Below are 20,861 nucleotides of genomic sequence, written 5' to 3' on the forward strand. Positions count from 1 at the left end.
ATGAAACCTTTAAACTTGCCATCTTATTTTAAGCTGTCGGCCGCCGCATCGGCACCGCTCCAATTTTACGGCACCTTCGGGCCGAGCTGCTGCGACGAAGAAACGTTCTGCACGCTGCTCGAGGCCGGTATGACGGGGATGCGGCTCAATCTTTCCCACGGCGATCTCGACCGCTGCGGCAATTGGCTCGCGGCCTTCCGCGCGGCACAAGCGCGCTGCGACGTCACGGCCGATCTGATGATCGATCTCCACGGGCCGGAGCTGCGCATCGGAAAACTGCCAAAGCCCCTCGCGCTGTCCTGCGATGGGCGCGTGCGCCTAGCCGCCGCGCCCGCTTCCGATGCCATCCCGGTCCCTGCCGCCGTGCTGGATGCGCTCGTGCCCGGTCAGCCGCTGCTGCTGGACGACGGCCGAATCGAACTGCGCGCCATCTCACGCATCGCCGACAGCGTTTGTTGCCGAGTGATCCGCGGCGGCCGTTTGGAAAGCTGCAAAAGCCTCGCCCTGCCAGGCATATCCCTGGATCTGCCCCTGCTCACCGAATCCGATCGCCACAATCTGACTCTGGCCCGGGCTTGCGGGGTCACCCAGGTCATGATGCCCTTCGTGCAAAGCGGTGACGATATCCAAAAGCTGCGCAAAAGCCTCGCCGAATCCCGGATTGAAGATCTTACGATTTTCGCCAAAATCGAAAACCTCGCCGGCCTCGACCATCTAGACCGCGTCATTCATGAAACGGATTGGCTGGTAATTGCCCGGGGCGACCTCAGAAGCGCTCTGCCGCTCTGGCAACTGCCCGCCGCGCAGAAGGCCATTGCCGCCCGCTGCCGCGCTCAAAATTGCCCCTTTATGGTGGTCACCCAGATGCTCGACAGCATGCGCCGCCATCCCGTGCCCACCCGGGCTGAGGTCAGCGATGTTTATAACGCCGTCTGCGACGGCGCCGATGCGCTGATGCTCACCGGGGAAACCGCCGCCGGCGACTATCCCGCCGAGGCCATGCGTTACCTGGTGCGCACGGCGACCGCCGCGCCGGTGACGCTATGATCGCCCTTATCGCCGCCTACGACCGCTGCCGCCTCATCGGCGACCATGGCCGCATCCCCTGGCAGATTCCCGGCGAGCAGGCGCGGTTTCAAAAACTGACCACCGGCCATGTGGTGATCATGGGCCGCCGGACCTATGCCGAAATCGGCCGGCCGCTCCCCCGCCGCCAAACCATCGTCCTGTCGCGGGACAAAACCTTTCGGGCTCCCGGCTGCCAGACCGCTGCCAGTCTGGCCGAGGCCCTTCGCCTGGGGGCCGCTTGCTCCGATCAGCTCTTCATCGCCGGCGGCGCGGCGGTTTATGCCGAAGCGCTGCCCCTGGCCGATGTGCTCTATCTCACCGAGATCGATGCGGCTTATGTCGGCGATACCTATTTTCCCGCCTTTAATCCGGCGCTTTTCACAAAGACCCTTGACGCCCACATTTCCGGCGATCCGAGCTACGACTATTATACCTATTGGCGAAAACCATAGCGATTTTTAAATCCAAACAAAAAAGCCCGGAAGGGCTTTTTTTGATTATAAATAATATTCCAAGGGATACTCTGGCTTCATGTGCATGGCCGCAAACACGCGGTCGCGCATCAAAATAAAATCGTCGGACGTGCACTCCCGCACCCAAGGCATCTGCACCGGAAGCACCTCGTGGATCCGGCGGGGATTCGCCGCCATAACCGCGATGCGGTCGGCCAGATGCACCGCCTCTTCGATATCATGGGTCACAAAGACGATGGTGGTGCCCGTCTCCTGGCTCAGCCGCTTCACGTCTTCGTGCAGCCGCATCCGGGTGATGGCGTCCAGCGCGCCGAAGGGCCCGTCCATAAACAAGACCTCCGGCTCGACGGCCAACGCCCTGGCAATAGCCACCCGCTGCTGCATGCCCCTGGAAGGCTGCGCCGGATGTTTGTCTTTGGCCCCGCCAAGGCCCACCAGCTCGAGATAATGCGCCGCCTTGGCCTCGCGCTCCGCGCGCGGCACGCCCCGGATCTCGAGGCCGAGGCCGCGTTGGCCGCCACGGTGCGCCAGAGCAAAAGGCCGTAGTGCTGAAAGATCATCACCCGAGACGGCGACGGCCCGGTGACCGGTTCCCCGTCGATGCGCACTTCGCCGGTATCCGGCGCGATAAAGCCGACCAGGATGCCCAGCAGCGTGCTCTCGCCGCAGCCCGAAGGTCCGAGCAGGCAAAACAGTTCGCCTGGCGCCACGGATGACGACACCCGGTCGAGCGCCGTAAAGCGCGCGTTTCGCTTTTGCTCCGGAAAACCTTTTGAAACTTTTTCGATTTCGATCATTCCGCGCCTCCCGCCCCAGTGCGCCTGCACCCGTTTTTCAATCGCCGCAACCGCCTTGTTCAAAATTAGCCCGATGATCCCGATGACAATCATCACCGCGAGCAGCGCGTCGGAACGGATGGCGTTCTTGCAGTCCATGATAAGAAAGCCCGGCTCCGACTGGGCGCCGACCATCTCCCCAGATGCCAGAAAGATCCACGCGGTGCCGATGGCCGCCTGCAGGCTCGCCATGATCTGGGGAAAGGCCGCCGAGAAGGCGACCTTCGTGATCTTCCGACAGCCGCTCATCCCGAAGTTATCCGCCGCCCTGCCAATAAATCGGCGGAGTCTGTCCCACGGCCCGGGCCGCGGCAAGCAGCACCGGAAAAAAGCCCGCGATAAAAATGATGGCGACGGCCGGGGCATCGCCAATGCCAAACCACAGCACGATAAAAGACATCCAAACCACCGGCGCGATGGGCCTCAGCAGCCGCAGCACGGGATTGGCATCATCAAAGGCTCTTGGGAAATAGCCGAGCGCAGCATGGTCGGCCCGCCGCGAAGCGCCCGAGGCTCACGCCGATATGCGCCGGCAAGGGCAGTGCCGAAGAACCGCCGGCCAGGCCGGTGGTCCATAATTCGCCGAAGGCCCGGGCTGCCTGTGCCAGCGACGGGAAGAGCGCCGGATTGACGTTTAACCGCCGCGCGGCTGCCGCCCAAACCGCGATGAGCACCGCAAATTTCAGTTTTACCAATTGCTGCATCGATTACTTCCTTCCTTCGAGCGCGTACACAAAATCATCGGAGGCCGGCGTTCGCCTGGCGATGCCGCCGTCGATCATTTTCCGCAAAGCGCCGCGTAATCTTTGCGCGTCAGCGTGAGATGCGAACCGTCGATCCACTTCAGCGACTGCTTAAGCGCGCTGCGTTCCTGATTCAGGTATCGATCCGAAAGCGCGGCCGCCTCGCGATCGTTTAAAGCCGAGCCGGTCCCCCGATAGGTCGTCGCGATGCGCTGCGCCGCCCTGGGATGCGCATCGATAAAATCGCCCCGCAGCACAAAAGCGCAGCAGATGGCATCCGGCCAAAGCGCGTCCGAGGTGGCCAGCACATGCCCGAAGTGCTTTGCCACGACCACAGCGCCGTAGGGCTCCGCCACGCAATAGGCGTCGATGGCGCCGTCGGCCAGCGGAGAGGGCATTTCCGCCGGCCGCCCGTTTTTGGCCCGGCTGGCTGCTCGCGGCGGCGATGATGCTCTGTGCCGGCTGCAGCCAGGTGTCGGGCGGCACGAAGGCAGCCGAGCCATCGTTTTGCTCCACTCCGGCGAGGAAAAGGCAAAGGGCATGTCCGGCAGTTTGATGCCAAGCTCCGCCGCGATCCCGGCAAAAATGCCGGAGGAGCGGCTATTATCGATGCATTCGCCCACGTGCCACACCGGCGGCAGACCCGGCGCGAGAAAGCCGCACAGCGTCTCGTCGGCCGTTTCCCGCCCCGCCTTGCTGCAATAGCTCAGCTTCATCAGCGGATAAGAGGCGCAGCCGTTGGAGAGAATGAGCACGTTGTTTTTCACCAGCACCCGGCGATGCAGCGCTCGTAGGGCACCCGGGGGTTGTTGCAGCCCACCATGTTCACCACGCCGAGGATGCGCCCGTCGCGAATGGCCTCGGCCGGCGGCGCCATGCTGCCGAAACGCTTGTGCACATATTCCTCCGAAAAGCCCACCTCCGCCTCGACTTCGTAGGGCGGGATATAAACCGGCACCCCCGGCGGTCGGCAAATCTTTGAATGCCGCGTATCACGATTTTTTCCGCCAGCGCTTTGGTTTCGCCGATGTTGCTGTGGTGACGGTCGTATTCGAAGCGCTCCGCCCCGGGCAGTCTTGCCGAGGCGCTGGTGGTGACCACCGTGGTCTTATAGCAGCGCGCCACATCCATGATCGCCGGGGACACATCCTGCACATCCGCCCCCCATGAATCGAGGGCACCGGTGCCCAGCACCAATTCCGCCGATACCGCGTTAGACGGCGGAATCACCCCGGCATAGCGATACATTACCGAGAGGCCGGAACAGCAAATGTCGTAAAAGCGGATGCCCTTCGCCCCTTGGCGCTTTGCCGGCTCGACAAATTTCTCACTTTGGCCCGCCTTCACGATTTCCTTCACCAAAAGCGGCAGATGCCCGTGCCCCGCGATGTTCGCATAGCCCTTCTTCAGCGCGCCGATGTTGACCTTCAAGGTTACCCGGTCGCCGACGCCAAAGAGCCCGTCCGTCGCAATGGAGGTCCCCACCACCCCGGAGAAGGTAAAGGCCAGGCCGCAGCGCGGCATCTGCTGCAAAATGCTCTTCCAGTCGCCGTCGGTGCCGACACCGGTCTTGTGGTAGGCCTCGAACACCTCGTGATAGGCACGGATGGGCACGAGTTCCAGATCCTTCCACACCGCCACCCGTTCCGGCGGCGCGCAGGCTTCAACGGTTCGATAGGGCTTTGCCGGATCCGGATTCGACAGATCGGCAAGCAGCGCGTTCGCCAGATCGGCGGCGATATGTTTGAGCCGGCGATGGGCTGTCGGGATGCCAAAGGCCTTTGCCGTGTCCTTGATTTTTTGCTCGCCGAGCAGCGGCACATCCAGCTTGCCCTCCGCCGCCCACTTGAGCTCGAGCATGAGCTCCCGGCCGTACATGCCGTGCTGGGCCGCGCCGGCCGCCGTCGAGCGCAGCAGATTGCGCGCGACGATCAGATCCGCATCCGCCCCGCAGATACCGCGCTTGGCCTTCGCCGTGATGCGGCAGGGACCCCTATTGCAATTTTTGCAGCAGATGCCGGCCAACCCGTAGCTGCACTGAGGCTTTTGCCTGTCAAACCGATCAAAGGTCGTGTCAATGTCCAGCTGCTTCTGCCGGCTCAGCATTTCCCACACCGCCGGGTCCGGCGTCTGTTCAATCTGCTCATCCCGATCCGGGAAAGTCTTCTTAATAGGCATTAACCGCCGCCATATAATCGCGGATAAAAGCGTCGTCGTCCGAACTGTCGTGATGATGGACCCTCGCCGGATGGGTTACCGTGGGAATGCCGTTTTCATCAAAGCCGATCAAATTGCGATGGCCGCGGATTTTTTCGATCATGGCCTCTTCCTTTTCTAATGTTTCTGAAGTATGTTGTTTTAATGCAACTGCATAAAACGACTATACATAAGGCTATTGTTTGTGGCCTGTCAATCCTATTTATTTCATATATATTCTATATTTTTAGTGTTGCTTGTCGATCCTGCTATTTTTCATCCCCGAGTGTACCGTTGCCGACATAAAAAATAGGCCCCGCGCATCGGCAGAGCCTGCAAACAAATAACGGATCCGCGTGAGCAAATCCGTTATTTGTGAAACACAGTATTCTTTTACAAGGATGGTGATCCCTACTGGGCTTGAACCAGCGACCTCTACCGTGTGAAGGTAGCGCTCTTCCAGCTGAGCTAAGGGATCATCGTTTATTATGATACCACAATTCACCGCGTTGTCAAGCATCATTCCCGCCCGCCGCCGTTTATTTTTTATTCATTATCATCTTTAATTATCCTTCGAGCATCTGAACGCCCTTGAGCAGAATTTCTTCTACAATATCGGCCATCTGCTCCGGCGTTTCCCTGGCGCCGCCGCTCAGCCAGCGCTGAAAAAGGCCAATGCAGCCGGACACCGCATAGGCATAAAAATATTCAAAGGTCTCGTCCGGATTCTTTTGATAATTCCGAAAAAAATCGTCAATGCAGCGGCGGCGCACCATCTGCCGGATTTTATCCACAAACACCGGATCGCCGTTGGGCCCCATCAGCACGATCGCCAAATCCGCATTGGCCGCCAGCAGGGTGAAAATCTGCACAAACACCGCCTTGATGTCTTCGTTGGTCATCACCGGATCCCGATGCGCCTTGAAAATAACGTTGAACTGCTCGAAAAGTTCCGCCTCCAGCTGGGCCAGCATATCGTAGACATCCCGATAATATTGATAGAAGGTCCCGCGGTTAATGTCAATCTTGTCGGCGATCTCCCGCACGCGAATTTCCTGGATCGGCTTCTCCCGCAAAAAATCAGTCAGCGCTTTCCGCAGCGCCGCCTTGGTCTTGCGCACCCGGCGGTCTTCCCTGCGTCCTTTCTTTTCCTTCTCTATCACTTTTCATGCCCCCTTCTTTTGCAATGCGCCAAACGCTTCTTCACCCGTATCGCTTTCTGCTTAGCATATCTCCCCAACGTCTCAAGCATCAAAAGCATGCGTACATTCTTTTTGATATTTCTAAACATTTTTTATTTTTTTGTTGAATAAAGAACAGTTGATAAACATCTGATTATTGATTTTCATTCCATTACCAGTATAATAAACCATGGTTAGAAATTCAACAACTGTTTATTTTTTATCTCTTGTTGAAAACTAATCGAATGATCGTTTTAACCGCGGCTTTATTTTTATCTTATTTATATCTTTAGAAAGGAATGACACTATGGCTGCATTCGGCAAAAGCATTGTCCGCCTTCGAATTCCCATTCTGATCGTCGGGCTGTTGCTCCTAATTCCCTCAGCATTCGGCTACTTCAACACGCGCATCAATTACGACGTGCTGACCTATCTGCCCGATTCCATCGACACCATCAAAGGCCAGGATATCCTGATGAAGGATTTCGGCAAGGGCGGCTTCTCGCTGGTGATCTTTGAAGGCATGAGCGACAAGCGGGTGGCCGCCATCGAAAAAAAGTTCAAGAAAATCGATCACGTGGATTCGGTGATCTGGTACGACAGCGTCGCCGACCTGACCATCCCGAAAAAAATGATCCCTTCGGATGTTTACAAAGCCTTCAACAAGGGCGACGAGACGATGATGGCCGTCTTTTTCGACACGTCGACCTCGGCGGACGAGACCATGCAGGCCATCACCCAGATGCGCCGCATCGCCGGCAAACAATGCTTTGTCTCCGGAATGTCGGCCATGGTCACCGACCTTAAAAACCTGAGCGAACAGGAAGAGCCGGTGTATATCGCCATCGCGGTGGCGCTGTCCTGCCTGGTGATGATGATCTTCATGGATTCTTACATCGTGCCCTTTATTTTCCTGGCGAGCATCGGCATCGCCATCCTCTGGAATCTGGGCTCGAATATTTTCCTCGGCGAGATTTCCTACATCACCAAGGCCCTGGCCGCCGTGCTGCAGCTGGCCGTGACGATGGACTATTCTATCTTTCTTTGGCACAGCTACGAGGAGCAGCTCAACCTGAACAACGGCGACCGCAAGACCGCCATGGCCCGGGCCATCAACGCGACCATCGTCTCGGTGACTGGCTCCTCCGTCACCACGGTGGCCGGCTTCATCGCCCTGTGCTTCATGACGTTTAGGCTCGGCATGAACCTGGGCATCGTGATGGCCAAGGGCGTGATCCTCGGGGTCATCAGCTGCGTGACCATGCTCCCGGCGCTGATCCTCACCTTCGATTCTCTGATCGAACGCACCCGCCACCGCTCCGTCCTGCCGGACATGAAGCGGCTGGCCCGCGGCATCGTCGGCCGGCGCCGCCTGGTGCTCATCCTCTTTTTAATCATCTGGATCCCGGCGACCATCGGCTACACCCACACCCAGTCGTATTACGATATGGGCGCCAAGCTGCCGAAGACCCTCGGCTACACCATCGCCCGACACAAGCTCGAAAATGATTTTAAAACCGGCTCGACCCATATGATCCTCGCGGACAAAAACCTCTCCGCCAAAAAGACCTATCAAATGGTAAACGCGGTGAAGGGTGTCAAAGGGGTGAAGGCCGTGCTCGGCGCCGACAGCCTCCTCGGGCCCACCGTTCCCGAAAGTATGATCCCCGATCGGGTCCGGGACATCATGGAAAGCAAGCACTATAAACTTCTGATCGTCACCAGCCGCTACACTACCGGCACCAATGCGGTCAACGCCCAGGTGACGCGCATCAACCGCGTGATGCACCGCTACGACCGCAAGGGCATGCTCATCGGCGAGGCGCCGGCCACCAAGGATTTGGTCACCATCGCCGACCACGACTTCAGCGTCGTCAACATCGTATCCATGGCGATGATCTTCATCATCATCGCACTGGTGCTGCAGTCCTTCTCCCTGCCCTTTATCCTGGTCGCCGTCATCGAGTTTGCGATCTTCATCAATCTGGGCATCCCGTTTTACACCGGCACCTCGCTGGTATTTATCGCGCCGATCTGCATCTCGACCATCCAACTCGGCGCCACGGTGGACTACGCCATTTTAATGACGACGCGCTACAAGCGGGAGCGCTTTGAAGGCAAGGCCAAGGGCCGGGCGGTTGAAAACGCTCTGGCCTTTGCCATCCCGTCGATCATCGTCTCGGCCGCGGGCTTCTTCGCCGCGACCTTCGGCGTCGGCATTTACTCCAATGTCGACATCATCAGCTCCCTGTGCATGCTGATGGCCCGCGGGGCATTGGTTTCGATGGCGGCTGTCGTCTTTGTGCTGCCGTCGCTTTTGATGCTCTTCGACCATTTGATTCTTAAAACCTCCAGGGGCTTCGTCGATCCCGACCGCGCGCTTTTAAATGCCGACGCGGCCTTCGACTGAGTCAAACTTCAGAAAGGACAATCCCATGAAACAGCATTTTCCTTCATTTCGAACATTGCGGCAATCCCGAGCAGCCAAAACGCTGACGGCCGCCGCCCTCGCCCTCGCGCTGACCGGCGGCACCATGGCCGCGGCGCTGACGCCGCAGCCGGCGAACGCCGCTACCGTCTCCAAACAATCTTTGACCCGTCAGGCTGAAAAAGTATCCGGCACCGGCACCGTGTCCGGCGCCGGCATCACCAAAGAAGAAACGGTCTATGTCAAGACCGATGCCACCGGGGGTAGCCCTTCCGTCACCGTGTCGGACTGGCTGAAAAACGTGGACGGCTCCGGCCGTCTTGCCGACCGCTCCGATCTCGCCGGCATCACCAACCTCAAGGGCAATGAAAAGTTTGAACAAAACGGCAGCAGCCTGACCTGGCAGACCAAAAATAAGGATATTTATTATCAGGGCAAGACCGACAAGTCCCTGCCGCTCTCGGTTCATATCAGCTATAAGCTCAACGGCAAAAACGTCACGGCCAAGGATATTGCCGGCAAAAGCGGCCAGCTCGAAATGACGATCTTCTATAACAACACAAGCACCACCGACGGCATCCACACACCCTTTGCCGTGGCCACGGCGCTGAACCTGCCGGCCAAAAAGTTCACCGACGTGCAGATCGATCACGGCACCGTCGTCGCCGACGGCACCAATAACATTGTTGTCGGCCTCGCCTTCCCCGGCCTGACCGAAAACCTTGGCCTGTCCGGACAAACCAAGGTTCAGATTCCCGAAACGGTGACCATCACCGCCTCGGTGAAACATTTTGCGATGGGGCCGACCATCACCTCCGCTTCGACCGATGTCCTCGAAAAGGCCGGCCTCGACAAGATCGACAGCTTCTCCGATCTCGACAAGGCGGTCAATCGGCTGGAAAACGCTTCGGCCCAGCTCGTCGCCGGATCCCTCTCCGCGAAAAACGGCTCCGCCAAGCTCACGGCCGGCGCCGGCACCCTGGCCAACGGGCTCACCACCTACACCGGCGGCGTGGCCACCGCAGCGAACGGCAGCGCGAGCCTGACCACTGGGGCGAACACTCTGGCGGGAGGCCTCGCGACCCTCCATCGTCAAACGCCGGCGCTCTCTCAGGGTGTCGCCCGGCTCTACGGCGGCAGTCAGCAGCTCGTCGCCGGTTATCGAGGCGACGGCACCTCAGCAAATCCCGGCGCCGTGAAGGGCGCCGCGAATTTAACTAAAGGTGCCGCCGATATGCAATCACAATTAAGCCAAAGTCTTAACGGAACAGACGGAACGAATGGCCTAAACAGCAAGCTCGCCGCCATTCAAAAAAATATCACCAATTTAAACGCGCAAAAACAATCCTACGAAAATTCATATGGTAGCATTAACGCCGTTAATACGAAAATCACAACCTTAAAACAACAACGCACGACGGTAACAAATCAACTTATTCAATCCGCCGAAAACAACGATAATTCCGCTATTTCTCAGCAACGAGGGGCACTCAATAGCATTAATGAGTCTCTTGATAAACTCAATCAGCTTTCTGCCGGATGGAAAACGCTGAACCAAGTATCGGCTGAACTACCATCGACTGAAGAAATCTCAGCAATTCAAAAACGATTGACTGCCCTTTCTAATGGCACCACCTCGCTCGCACAAGGTTCTGCTAACCTTCAAAAGGGCATCGAAGTGCTCGCCGCCGGCACCGACCAACTCAACACCGGCCTGAAAAAACTCAACGACAGCACCGGAAACCTCTCCGCCGGCGTCGGTCAGCTGGCAGACGGCAGCAAAACCCTGGCTCGCGGAAGCAAAACCCTCTCCGACGGGCTCGCAACCCTTAAGGCCAACAACACCAAGCTTAACAACGGCGCTTCCCAGCTCACCAGTGGCTCCGCCACGCTGACGAGCGGCCTCGGCACCCTTTATTCGGGCATGAGCCAGTTTAAAACCGCCGGCATCGACAAACTGGCCGGCTACTACAATCACGACTTCAAAGGCGCCCTCAGCAAACTCAAAACCATCAAGCAGGCCGGCAAGGACTACAACAATTTTTCCGGCAAAACAGACGCCATGAGTGGCTCGGTGCACTTTGTCATCGAAACGTCGGAAATAAAATAAATCAGCAACTGGACGCCCGCGGGCGTCCTTTTTTGTGCGCATCAAAAACGGCCGACGCGCGATCCGCATGTCGGCCGTTTGGTAAACCGTGTGAGGTGAAATCCTTCGCCTTACTGTTTTGGATAGAAGCCCGAGGGCGCTTCTGAAAGATTGATGAGAATATTCTTGGTTTGGGTGTAATGCTGGAGCATAACCTTGTGGGTTTCGCGGCCGATTCCGGATTCCTTATAGCCGCCGAAGGGCGCCCCTTCCGGAATCGCATTATAGGTATTGACCCACATCCGGCCGGTTTCGATCGCTCTGGCCACGCGGATCGCCCGGTTGATATCCCGGGTCCAGACGGCGCCGCCGAGACCGTAAGCCGAATCGTTGGCCATGCGGACAACCTCCGCCTCGTCCTTGAACGGGATGATCACCGCCACCGGCCCGAAGATTTCTTCCCGGGACACGCGCATGTCGTTGGTCACGCCGGTGAGCAGCGTCGGCTTCATAAAGCAACCCTTTGCCAATTCGCCTTCCGTGGCGCGTTCGCCGCCGCAAACCACCGTTGCGCCCTCCTGCTTGCCAATTTCGATGTAGCTTAAGATCTTCTGCACCTGCTTCTCGTTAATCTGGGCGCCCATCTGGGTGCTTTCGTCCAGTGGCATCCCGACTTTCACCGCGCTAAAACGTTTTACCGCCTCTTCGACAAAGCGGTCGTAGATCCCCTCCTGCACGAAAACCCGGGACCCGGCGCAGCACACTTGCCCCTGATTGAAGAGGATGCCCAGCTGCACGCCGTCCATGGCCATTTCCCAATCGCAGTCATCAAAGAAGATATTCGCGGATTTTCCCCCCAGTTCCAAAGTGGCCGGGATCAGTTTCTCCGCCGCGGCGCGGGCCACGTCACGGCCGACTTCCGTCGAGCCGGTGAAGGCCAGTTTGCGGATGTCTGGATGATCCAAAATATACTGCCCGGATTTCGAGCCGGAGCCGGTGATCACGTTAAACACCCCGGCCGGGATCACGTCCTGGGTCAGCTTTGCCAATTCCAAAACGCTCAACGGCGTGGAACTCGAGGATTTAAAAACGGTGCAGTCGCCCGCCGCCAATACCGGCGCGAGCTTCCAGGCCGCCATTAAAAACGGAAAGTTCCAGGGCACGATCTGACCGACTACGCCGATGGGCTCGCGCAGGATCAGGCTCATCGTGTTGCCGTCGAGCATATTGGCGCTGCCCTCTTCCGCTTGAATGCAGCCGGCGAAATAGCGGAAGTGCTGCGCGCTCATTGGAATATCGATGGCCAGGCATTCTCGGATCGGCTTGCCGTTATCTACCGATTCAACGGCGGCCAGAAATGCTTTGTTTTCGTCGATGATATCCGCCACCTGATTGAGGATTGCCGCACGTTCGGCTACCGTGGTGTTCTTCCAAGTACCAAAGGCCCGCCACGCCGCTTTCACCGCCTCGTCCACATCTTCCTTGGTTGCTTGGGCGCAGGTCGCAAGCGCCGCGCCGGTCGCCGGACAGCTGGTCGTGAAGGTCGCGCCGTCGGAGGCGTCCTGCCACTTCCCGCCGATATAAAGCTGATACGTTTCTTGTAATGTCGGTTTGTTCATTTTTTCTCCTCCCATTTGTCGAAAAATTTTCTCATCAATATTGTATACCGACATTAAAAAGATTGGCAATCATCGTTTGCAATTTGTCAAGATATCGTTAGATAATAGATTGTTAATACTATATCTTGTTCTTTTTGAAAAACACACACCCTCCATCAGCCGGTAATATCAAGGTTCTTCAAACGACATCCATTTGCGTATTTTTTATCAAATGAAACCCGTTTATTCATTTTTCAACGGTTTGTCTTTTCGTGTCAATCATTTCACAAATTTTCGCGCGTCTTTTTAAGCTTGCTTGCGGTTTGAATGGGCGTCGGGTATAATATTCATCGTTTAATTTTGTTTTATATGATTGTCAGCACATTTTAATTTTAGGAATCGGGAACTCCATGGACATCATCAAACGCTACGGCGATCTCATCAAAAAAAAGATAGCCGACAGCCCGGCCGCTGGCCGCCGCCTGATCGATATCGGCCTGCACTACGAAACTTTTATGAAAAAGCATTTTGCCGACAAGGCGCTCCCCCGCCCTTATGCGGATCTTAACGTGCTCGCGCTGAAGAGCATGCTCGACGCGCTGGAGCATCCGGAGAACACGGCCTGGGTGAATCTCTTCACCCCGGTGGAGATCCTGCAGAATTTCGACATCAATTGTCTGTCCATCGAGATGATGGCTTCTTTTCTCGGGGGCTTCGGCATCGAAGATTGGTTCATTGGCCAAAGCGAAGCCGACGGCATGGCGCCGACGCTGTGCTCCTATCACAAATGCTTTATCGGCGCGGTGGACAGCGGCCTGATGCCGCCGCCCGCCGCCGCGGTGACCACCTCCACCGTCTGCGACGGCAACGTGCAGACCTTTCGCCGAGCTGCAACTGCCTGCCGCGTCCCCCTGACGATTCTCGACATTCCCAACGAAACCTCGCCGATGGCCATCGCCTATGTGGTCGAGCAGTTGCGTCATTTCATCGTCGAGCTGGAAGAGATTTGCCATCGCCCCTTTAACAAGACGGCGCTGCAGGCGGCCCTCGACCGGGAAAACCGCTCCTTCGCGGCCTATGATCGCTTTCTCGCTGCCCAGCGCGGCCGCTATTATCCTTCGACATTGACGATCCAGATGTTTAATCTCTTTGCGAGCCATCTGGCCATCGGCACCCCCGAGATCCTGCGCTTTTACGAGGACCTCGAGCGGGATGTGGCTAACCGGCCGGCCTTTAGCGGCAAGACCATCTTCTGGATCCACCTGCTGCCCTTTTATCAGGAAACCCTCAAAGGTTATTTCAACCTCAGCCGGGATTACCAGATCCAGGCCTGCGACATGAATCTGGATTATAACCGCCCGCTGGATCCGGCCCATCCGCTGGAATCCCTGGCTCAAAAAATGCTCGGCAACATCTTCGTCGGGCCCATCGAGCGGCGCATCGCGGCGGAAAAGGCGCTCATCGCCAAGACTGGCGCCGACGGCGTGATCGAATTCTGCCACTGGGGCTGCAAGCAAATGGCCGGCGGCGCGGGCCTGATGAAGGAGGCGTTTAAAGCCGGAGGCATCCCCACCCTGGTGATCGACGGCGACGGCATCGATCGGCGCAACAGCCACGACGGCCAGATCAAGACCCGGCTCGAAGCCTTTTTCGAAATGTTGTAAACCGCGATCGCGATGCGATCGCCGTTCAGAATCGAGGCAACCATGTTAGGTTATCTTTGCAAATATACTCCTGTAGAGCTTTTTGAAGCGATGGGCGCGCCTATGCAGCGCGTCGATCCCGACGTCGCTCATTTCAACCGAGCCGACAGCCTGATGCACCCCAATGTCTGCTCCTATGTGAAGGGCGTGCTCGAAACCTTTGCCGACGCGGTAACGGTCACCCCCGAGCTCGAAGGCCTGGTGCTCACCGCCTGCTGCGACTCCGTCCGGCGTCTGGCTGATGCCCTGCGCGCCCAATACCCGGATAAATTCTTTTACCTTCTCGATGTTCCCCGAAAAGTCAACAACTTTGCCGTCGGCCTTTACGAAGAGCACGTGCTTGACCTGATGCATGCCTATGCCGCCTTTACCGGCCGTCCCTTCGACAAGACCGAAACCGAGGCGGCCCTGCGCCGTTATCTTGAGGCCCAGCCCGAAACGCCGGCAGCAGCCCCCACCTCCAATGCTGATCCGAATCGCATTCGCGTCGGCCTCATCGGGGCCCGGGCCAATGACGCCGTCGCAGAACTCCTCAAGGCGGGCGGCGCCGAGGTGCTGTTCAACGTGACCTGCAACGGTCTCGACCGCCGTTTTGCCCCGGCGGATCTGCGCGGCTATCTCGAGCAGATCCTTTGCCAGTTTCCCTGCATGCGCATGGTCAGCGCCGCCAATCGCTTTGACTATCTCGATGGCTTCTCGGACCGGCTCGACGGCCTGGTCTATCACACCGTGCAGTTTTGCGATCAATACGCCTATGAATTCGCCGAACTCAAGGCCCGGGGCGATCTGCCGGTGCTGCGGGTCGAAACGGATCTGACCCGCCAAAGCTTCGGTCAGATCAAAACCCGCATCGAAGCCTTTATCGAAGAGCTTCGCGCCAAAAAGGGGCTGATGCGCGCGGCGCACCGGCGTCCCGCATTCAGAAAGGACAAACCCATGATGATCGTCGGCATCGACAGCGGCTCCACCTCCACCAACGCCGTCGTCCTGAACCAAAACAAGCAGTGCATCGCTTTTGATGTGGTGCGCACCGGCGCCAAATCCATCGCCTCTGCCGAGCGCGCCCTCGGCAATGTGCTGGCCAAGGCGAACCTTGCTCGGGAAGACCTCGCGCTGATCGTCGCCACGGGCTACGGCCGGGTCAGTCTTCCCTTTGCCGATCAAAACGTCACCGAGATCAGCTGCCACGGCAAGGGCGCGCATTATGTGAATCCGGCCGTTCGCACCATTCTCGACATCGGCGGTCAGGACAGCAAGGCCATTCACCTAAGCGCTGCCGGCGAGGTGATCGATTTCGCAATGAACGACAAATGCGCCGCCGGCACCGGGCGCTTTCTCGAAATGATGGCCCGCACCCTGGAGGTCAGCCTGGACGAGCTCGGCGCTATCTCCCGGCACTGGCGCGAGGATATCCGCATCGCGTCCATGTGCTCGGTCTTTGCCGAATCGGAGGTGATCTCGCTGATCGCCCAAAACAAAGAGAAGGCCGACATCGCCCACGGGGTGCACGCGGCGATTGCCGGCAAGGCCCTCGGCCTGATGAAGAAGGTCGGCATCGAGCCCACCATCATGATGACCGGCGGCGTCGCCAAAAACCCCGGCATGGTGGCCGTGCTGGAGAAAAAACTGGGCGAGCCGCTCTTCATCGCCGACGAGCCGGAAATCATCGGCGCGCTGGGCGCCGCCCTCTTCGGATGGGAGAGCCTGCAGTAACGACCGCGCTTTTCTCCCTGAAAATGCACGCGCGCCGGCGTCGACGCTTGAAAATCTATCGGACGCCCAAACCGATCAGAGACCGATGCCATCGGCTGCCTTTGGCATCGCGGTTTTGCAGTCCCGCGGCCATCGACCTTGCCGATACGCCCTGATCTCGACTGCTTTCATTATGAACATGGTTTTTATTAACCGCCCCGGCGACATCCTCAAGGTGGACCGCTTTTTAAATCACCTGGTGGATCCCGCCCCGGGTGCTCACCCTCGGAGTGTCCGGCATCGTGACGGCGCTCACCACAGCCCAGCCCCTCTGCGTGCCGATGGTTTTCGCCAAGAAGACAACTTCCGTCGCCTTGACCAGCGATGCTTATACCCGTCGAATTTTTTCCTTCACAAAGAAAAAATTTTACGACATTCGCATTGACCGCCGTTTTTTAAACGCCGATGACCGCGTGCTCATCATCGACGATTTTCTCGCGGTGGGCCAGGCCCTTTCCGGCATGCTGGATTTATGCGCTCAGGCCGACGCCGCTGCGGCGTCGCCATCGCCATCGAAAAGGCTTTCCAGGGCGGGGGCGAGCGCTTCCGCAGTCTGGGCTACGACGTGTATTCTCTGGCCAGAATCGACCACTTCACCAATGACGGCGTCGTCTTTTTAGAAGAATAAGATTATCCACAGCGAATATCAATTATTGCAACCATATTAAAAATAATTTCTGTATGTCCTTTTGAAAACCTTTTACTTCAGCTTGAAGTTATGGTATTCTTTTTTCAATATTTATAATTTTATGGGAGAAACCATTATGATTGACAACGCTACTCAAAAATTTATTCAAGCTTCAGCCGAAGTTACCTATGTGCCTGATATTCCAGCGGATACAAAACTTCATTATCAAAAAATTCCACTGACACAAATCGCTGCTCTCGGCACCGCTTTTTCGCCACTCATCACTTCTTTCCAAGCAGCACGGCAGGCAGTCGGCAATGCCGCAATTGGTGGAGAAGGGCTTTATCGTGTCACTTTTAATGGGAAAGCCGGTGCCTTGGCTCGTGCAAAAGACGGCAGTGGCTTTTTGGGTAACGTAATCAATCCCGGCCATGGTGTCAATGGGTTGGCCAGGTTAAAACCTGCCGCCACTTCAAACGTATTTCCGATGGTTTATAATCCTACCATGCTTTTTATGGGACTTGCACTTATCAGCATTGATCAAAAATTAAATGCTATTCAGGAAACACAACGAGAAATCTTGGATTATTTGCGCGGACTTCAAGTCGCACAAATTCAAACAGACTTAGATAATCTCAACAGCATATTAACCGGCTATCGCTACAATTGGCAAAGTGAAAAATTCATCACCACCAAATTGATTGTCGTCCAAGACGTCAAAAGAGATGCCAAGAAAAATATAGCTTTTTATCGCAATCAAATCCAAACGCTTAATGACAAAAAACAATGGTTGCATTTCAATCGGGATTTAGATGAACGATCCTCAAAATTGCAGGAATGCTTCAAATACTACCGCATGGTCATGTATCTTTATGCCTTTTCCGCTTTTGTCGAAACGCTCTTATTAGAAAATTTTGATGCAGGCTATTTGAATCATATTGTTGACAATATTCAATCGTATGAAAAACAATACGGTGAAGATTATGAAAAATGTTACACTAAACTGGAATCTTATGCCAATTCTTCCGTTGAATCCTCTTTCCTTTCTGGCGCAGCCCACTTCAATAAAAAAGCAGCTAAAATGATTGCTAAAAATACTTTTTTCAATCAAGGTCCCATAGACGAAATGTTGGCTTCTGTCGGTGAACAACTCGATCAATTAGGGAAGGATAATACAATAAAAACCATGACTTCTTTTCAAAATAATCATAATAAAGATGTCGAAATATTTGTCGATAAACTCCAAACCCTCAATGTCCTACATAATCAACCAACAACTTTACTTTTTGATGATAAGAATGTTTATATCGATGATTCACAAAAATGAAAAAAATTAAATATCTGTCAAATCATTTCAAGCAATATGTTTTATATCTTATACAAAAAAGCCGGACATAATGTCCGGCTTTTTTACGCGCTTCCCCGTTCAAACCATCGCTATCCTTCTTTTCTCATCGACTTAGGGATTCTCCTTGAAATATGCATCCAGCCCGTCGGCAATTCCTTTCACCATCTTGGCTTGATAGGCGCTTGTCTGCATGAGCCGATCCTCTCGGAGATTGGTCATGTAGCCCACTTCAATGAGGGTCGTTGGCACCTTGGCCCAATTATTGCCCGTCATATTATCTTCCTCGGTAACCCCGCCATTCTTCGCCCCCGTCGTCCGGCAATAAGCATTCAGTAATATTTGCGACAACGCCCTCGATCGTTGGTAGGTTGCCGCCGTATAGGGATTGCGCCGTGTGATGCAAATGGTCATCGCCCCGCTGGGCGAAGAACTGAACGAGCCATTGGCATGCAGGCGGATAAAGGCTGCCGCATGGGCATTATTCGCAATCTGTGCTCTCTGCGCGCAGCTGATCGCCACCCGATTGTTGTCCCGCGTCAGAATCACACGATAGCCGCGATTTTCCAGTTCCGGTTTGAGTTTATTGGCCAAATTCATCATGAACGCGTATTCCATGACGCCGGTGGCTCTCCCCCGAGTCCCAATGGTATCTTTGGCTTTGCGCGTTTTAGAGCCGGGGCCAATCGGCTCCGTTCCCGACGGCATCACGGCCGAATGTCCCGGATCAAGCACAACAATTTTTTTCGCTTTTCTAAAAGCGCCGGTACTGCTCCCCGGTGCGGGACTGTTCTTGGGCAAAAACTTAATCTGGATAGCCTCCAGTCTAAAGGCAAAACCCTCGGTGCCTGCGCTGCCGCCGTTTTTGGCCCAGCCCATCCAGCCAAAATGCTGGGCGTGCACGCGGTAATACACATCATATTTCGCCGCCATCTCTCCACGCAAATGAACGGCGATCGCCTCAAGCTGCAGACCGCGGCCGCTGGTTCCGGCCATGGCCCCGTCCGATTGCAGCCCCTGCCAGCCAATATTCTGAACATGCACCCGGTACCCAATGCCCGTTCCCAAACGCGACTTGATCCGGATGGCCTCCATGCGTTTGGCTTGTCCGGAAGTCCCGGCCGTGGCCCCGTCGATCTGCCAGCCCTGCCAGCCGATATTTTGCACATGCGTTTGATATGACACCAGAGGTTCGCGGAAGGCATTCGCCGTGTCTCCCGGCGCCGGTTCTCCACTGGAAACCATCCTGATCTGAATCGCCTCCAAACGATAACTGTAGCCTGCCGTCCCTGCACTCTCTCCATTTTTCGCCCAGCCGAGCCACCCGAAATTTTGAGCGTGAACGCGATAATAGATATTGTATTTCTGCTGCAAACCACCGGTCAGCCTGATCTGAATCGCTTCGAGCCGCAGGGCACGCCCGCTTGTACCGCTCATGCTGCCCGCCGGTGTCCAGCCGGATTCCCATCCCATGTTTTGAATATGGGTGCGGTATTCGACCCTGCCGGCCGCCTCTCCCGTCGTCTCGATCCAAATGCCTTCAAGGCGTTTGCTTTCTCCGACAGTTCCCGACGTCTCGCCGTCCTGCCGCCATCCCTGGTCGCCCGTATTTTGAATATGCGTGCGGTAGCGCACGCCAACCGGACCGCCGGCCGCAAAAGCCGAAGGCATCACAACCCCAAACACGCTGAGCATCATCAAAAACAATGTTCCCATCAGCACCTTTGCCCATTGTTGTTTCATCTTCAACCTCCCGGAAATCGTTCCATCTCCTTCTCTAATTATTATAAAAAATCGGCGCCGCATTCTCAAGACGTTTTCATTTTTAATTTAAATCGTCGGCCGCCGTTCGCTCTGAAGCTGCCGAATCCCCATCGCCGCTCCGCCGAGAAGGGCAAACCCCGCCGCCACCTCGAGCGGATAAAGCCGCAGAACAGATGCGGGAAGCAAAAACGGCAGCAAGGCCACGGCCCCCGCCGGAGGAAAATAAAGCCGCGCCCGGCGGGCAACCATGAGCACTAAAAACAGCGCCGCTCCGGCGGCTACCCACCCCGGCAGACCGCCAGCAATCATAAAAACCGTACGGCAGCCGGCGCCCAGCACAGCGCAAATCGCCACGACCGCCCAACACACGGCCATCCGCGCGCCTGCCGGGCTCTCCGGATCGGCAATTTCGGCCGCGCCCACGATAAGCGGCGGCGCGATGAGCATCGACGCGTGCAGCCGTCGGCCGATGATGCCCAAAAGGATCACGGCCATCAAAATGCCCCCGAAACGCGGCCATTGACGCCGCGCATCATAATGCCACAGCCTCTGCATCAGCGGTCTGCGCATCCCCGCTTTTTCAAAACACCATTGCCCCAACGCCACCAGTAAGACCAGCGCCGTCACCGAAAGCGGATACACCCAGGTGCGCACGCCCAGCAATATCGGCAGGATCCCCGCCGAAAACGCCGGATAAAAGGTAACGTGCAGGGCGAGCAGCAGCCCGGCGATCGCCCCGAAGGCCAAAGCGACATTCGCCAGCATCGGCAGCGGTGAAAACCGCACCAACAGAATCCCCAGGATGCTCACCACCGCCATCAGGGCGCATTGTTTTTTGCGTCCGACGATCCAGGGCTGGCTCGCCGCCACCCAACCGCCGATGGTCAGCGCGGCGATCTCCGGAAAGATCACCTCCGGCTGGCGAAGGGCCTCTGCCGCGGCCACCATCCCGGCAACAACGGCCACTGCCATCACATCCGTCTGCCAATAATGGCGAATCCATTGTCCTTCCGGTATTGCTTTGCGCATTGTCTGTCTCCTCCAATCGTCCGGCTTT

Annotated in this window: 18 protein-coding genes, 1 tRNA gene and 1 pseudogene; 8 read left to right on the plus strand and 12 right to left on the minus strand. The window is 56.5% G+C overall.

Annotated features, from left to right (window positions below; all coding sequences use genetic code 11):
• Together pyk and V3C63_RS05100 are read left to right on the plus strand one after the other, a co-directional pair.
• Positions 1–1,047, plus strand: a complete 1,047-nt coding sequence (gene pyk, locus V3C63_RS05095) for a pyruvate kinase (RefSeq protein ID WP_329886733.1) — start codon at positions 1–3, stop codon at positions 1,045–1,047.
• Entirely contained in the window at positions 1,044–1,520 is a 477-nt protein-coding gene (locus V3C63_RS05100) for a dihydrofolate reductase (protein WP_329886734.1), read from the plus strand. The genes pyk and V3C63_RS05100 overlap by 4 nt, the downstream gene beginning before the upstream one ends.
• A gap of 45 nt (positions 1,521–1,565) precedes the next feature.
• Here the strand turns inward: V3C63_RS05100 and V3C63_RS05105 are convergent, their stop codons facing one another.
• The 9 genes and pseudogenes from V3C63_RS05105 to V3C63_RS05145 all read right to left on the minus strand — a co-directional run bounded on the left by V3C63_RS05105 (position 1,566) and on the right by V3C63_RS05145 (position 6,479).
• A complete protein-coding gene (locus V3C63_RS05105) occupies positions 1,566–1,868 on the minus strand; it encodes a hypothetical protein (protein WP_329886759.1) in 303 nt (100 codons plus the stop codon).
• Between the two features lie 45 nt (positions 1,869–1,913).
• Positions 1,914–2,626 (minus strand): annotated as a pseudogene (locus tag V3C63_RS05115) (ATP-binding cassette domain-containing protein); the annotation flags it as partial.
• 7 nt (positions 2,627–2,633) lie between these two features.
• Positions 2,634–2,816 carry a hypothetical protein gene (locus V3C63_RS05120; protein WP_329886735.1) on the minus strand — a complete coding sequence of 61 codons (183 nt, stop codon included), beginning with the start codon at positions 2,814–2,816 and terminating at the stop codon, positions 2,634–2,636.
• A gap of 13 nt (positions 2,817–2,829) precedes the next feature.
• Entirely contained in the window at positions 2,830–3,081 is a 252-nt protein-coding gene (locus V3C63_RS05125) for a hypothetical protein (protein WP_329886736.1), read from the minus strand.
• A 74-nt stretch (positions 3,082–3,155) separates the two neighbouring features.
• Entirely contained in the window at positions 3,156–3,887 is a 732-nt protein-coding gene (locus V3C63_RS11915) for an ABC transporter substrate-binding protein (RefSeq protein WP_483434124.1), read from the minus strand.
• A 58-nt stretch (positions 3,888–3,945) separates the two neighbouring features.
• A complete protein-coding gene (locus V3C63_RS05135) occupies positions 3,946–5,298 on the minus strand; it encodes an anaerobic carbon-monoxide dehydrogenase catalytic subunit (protein ID WP_483434125.1) in 1,353 nt (450 codons plus the stop codon).
• The gene (locus V3C63_RS11920) at positions 5,288–5,440 is read right to left on the minus strand and encodes a hypothetical protein (RefSeq protein WP_483434126.1); all 153 of its coding nucleotides are present in this window, start codon (positions 5,438–5,440) and stop codon (positions 5,288–5,290) included. The genes V3C63_RS05135 and V3C63_RS11920 overlap by 11 nt, the downstream gene beginning before the upstream one ends.
• 278 nt (positions 5,441–5,718) lie before the next feature.
• Positions 5,719–5,794, minus strand: a tRNA-Val gene (locus V3C63_RS05140).
• Between the two features lie 88 nt (positions 5,795–5,882).
• Positions 5,883–6,479, minus strand: coding sequence for a TetR/AcrR family transcriptional regulator (locus tag V3C63_RS05145; RefSeq protein ID WP_329886737.1), 597 nt, complete (start codon positions 6,477–6,479; stop codon positions 5,883–5,885).
• A 325-nt stretch (positions 6,480–6,804) separates the two neighbouring features.
• Between V3C63_RS05145 and V3C63_RS05150 the strand changes: the two genes are divergently transcribed.
• Positions 6,805–8,907 (plus strand): efflux RND transporter permease subunit, encoded by a 2,103-nt coding sequence (locus V3C63_RS05150; RefSeq protein ID WP_329886738.1) that lies wholly within the window; start codon positions 6,805–6,807, stop codon positions 8,905–8,907.
• A 25-nt stretch (positions 8,908–8,932) separates the two neighbouring features.
• Positions 8,933–11,035, plus strand: coding sequence for a hypothetical protein (locus V3C63_RS05155; RefSeq protein ID WP_329886739.1), 2,103 nt, complete (start codon positions 8,933–8,935; stop codon positions 11,033–11,035).
• A 110-nt stretch (positions 11,036–11,145) separates the two neighbouring features.
• Here the strand turns inward: V3C63_RS05155 and V3C63_RS05160 are convergent, their stop codons facing one another.
• The gene (locus tag V3C63_RS05160; protein WP_329886740.1) at positions 11,146–12,633 is read right to left on the minus strand and encodes an aldehyde dehydrogenase family protein; all 1,488 of its coding nucleotides are present in this window, start codon (positions 12,631–12,633) and stop codon (positions 11,146–11,148) included.
• Positions 12,634–13,022: 389 nt separating this feature from the next.
• Here V3C63_RS05160 and V3C63_RS05165 point away from each other — a divergent pair, with 389 nt between their 5' ends.
• The 4 genes from V3C63_RS05165 (at position 13,023) to V3C63_RS05180 (ending at position 18,022) form a co-directional block, all read left to right on the plus strand.
• Positions 13,023–14,276: a 2-hydroxyacyl-CoA dehydratase subunit D gene (locus tag V3C63_RS05165; RefSeq protein ID WP_329886741.1), complete on the plus strand. Its 1,254-nt coding sequence runs from the start codon at positions 13,023–13,025 to the stop codon at positions 14,274–14,276.
• A 42-nt stretch (positions 14,277–14,318) separates the two neighbouring features.
• The gene (locus tag V3C63_RS05170) at positions 14,319–16,028 is read left to right on the plus strand and encodes an acyl-CoA dehydratase activase (RefSeq protein WP_329886742.1); all 1,710 of its coding nucleotides are present in this window, start codon (positions 14,319–14,321) and stop codon (positions 16,026–16,028) included.
• A gap of 254 nt (positions 16,029–16,282) precedes the next feature.
• Complete coding sequence (locus tag V3C63_RS05175) at positions 16,283–16,687, plus strand: type I phosphoribosyltransferase (RefSeq protein ID WP_329886743.1); 405 nt, start codon at positions 16,283–16,285, stop codon at positions 16,685–16,687.
• 144 nt (positions 16,688–16,831) lie between these two features.
• Positions 16,832–18,022, plus strand: a complete 1,191-nt coding sequence (locus V3C63_RS05180; protein WP_329886744.1) for a hypothetical protein — start codon at positions 16,832–16,834, stop codon at positions 18,020–18,022.
• Positions 18,023–18,154: 132 nt separating this feature from the next.
• On the opposite strand, the gene V3C63_RS05185 is transcribed toward V3C63_RS05180, so the two are convergent.
• Together V3C63_RS05185 and V3C63_RS05190 are read right to left on the minus strand one after the other, a co-directional pair.
• Complete coding sequence (locus V3C63_RS05185; RefSeq protein ID WP_329886745.1) at positions 18,155–19,783, minus strand: N-acetylmuramoyl-L-alanine amidase; 1,629 nt, start codon at positions 19,781–19,783, stop codon at positions 18,155–18,157.
• Positions 19,784–19,870: 87 nt separating this feature from the next.
• Positions 19,871–20,833 carry an HPP family protein gene (locus tag V3C63_RS05190; protein ID WP_329886746.1) on the minus strand — a complete coding sequence of 321 codons (963 nt, stop codon included), beginning with the start codon at positions 20,831–20,833 and terminating at the stop codon, positions 19,871–19,873.
• Positions 20,834–20,861 lie beyond the last annotated feature (28 nt).

The organism is Pseudoramibacter faecis (assembly GCF_036289405.1).
Classification (GTDB): Bacteria; Bacillota; Clostridia; order Eubacteriales; family Eubacteriaceae; genus Pseudoramibacter; species Pseudoramibacter faecis.

Coding starts and splice junctions, on each gene's coding strand:
- V3C63_RS05160 (WP_329886740.1), bottom strand. CDS start 12,633: ATGAACAAACCGACATTACAAGAAACGTATCAGCTTTATATCGGCGGG.
- V3C63_RS05155 (WP_329886739.1), top strand. CDS start 8,933: ATGAAACAGCATTTTCCTTCATTTCGAACATTGCGGCAATCCCGAGCA.
- V3C63_RS05180 (WP_329886744.1), top strand. CDS start 16,832: ATGATTGACAACGCTACTCAAAAATTTATTCAAGCTTCAGCCGAAGTT.
- V3C63_RS05125 (WP_329886736.1), bottom strand. CDS start 3,081: ATGCAGCAATTGGTAAAACTGAAATTTGCGGTGCTCATCGCGGTTTGG.
- V3C63_RS11920 (WP_483434126.1), bottom strand. CDS start 5,440: ATGATCGAAAAAATCCGCGGCCATCGCAATTTGATCGGCTTTGATGAA.
- V3C63_RS05190 (WP_329886746.1), bottom strand. CDS start 20,833: ATGCGCAAAGCAATACCGGAAGGACAATGGATTCGCCATTATTGGCAG.
- V3C63_RS05185 (WP_329886745.1), bottom strand. CDS start 19,783: ATGAAACAACAATGGGCAAAGGTGCTGATGGGAACATTGTTTTTGATG.
- V3C63_RS05135 (WP_483434125.1), bottom strand. CDS start 5,298: ATGCCTATTAAGAAGACTTTCCCGGATCGGGATGAGCAGATTGAACAG.
- V3C63_RS05150 (WP_329886738.1), top strand. CDS start 6,805: ATGGCTGCATTCGGCAAAAGCATTGTCCGCCTTCGAATTCCCATTCTG.
- V3C63_RS05170 (WP_329886742.1), top strand. CDS start 14,319: ATGTTAGGTTATCTTTGCAAATATACTCCTGTAGAGCTTTTTGAAGCG.
- V3C63_RS05105 (WP_329886759.1), bottom strand. CDS start 1,868: ATGGACGGGCCCTTCGGCGCGCTGGACGCCATCACCCGGATGCGGCTG.
- pyk (WP_329886733.1), top strand. CDS start 1: ATGAAACCTTTAAACTTGCCATCTTATTTTAAGCTGTCGGCCGCCGCA.
- V3C63_RS05100 (WP_329886734.1), top strand. CDS start 1,044: ATGATCGCCCTTATCGCCGCCTACGACCGCTGCCGCCTCATCGGCGAC.
- V3C63_RS05165 (WP_329886741.1), top strand. CDS start 13,023: ATGGACATCATCAAACGCTACGGCGATCTCATCAAAAAAAAGATAGCC.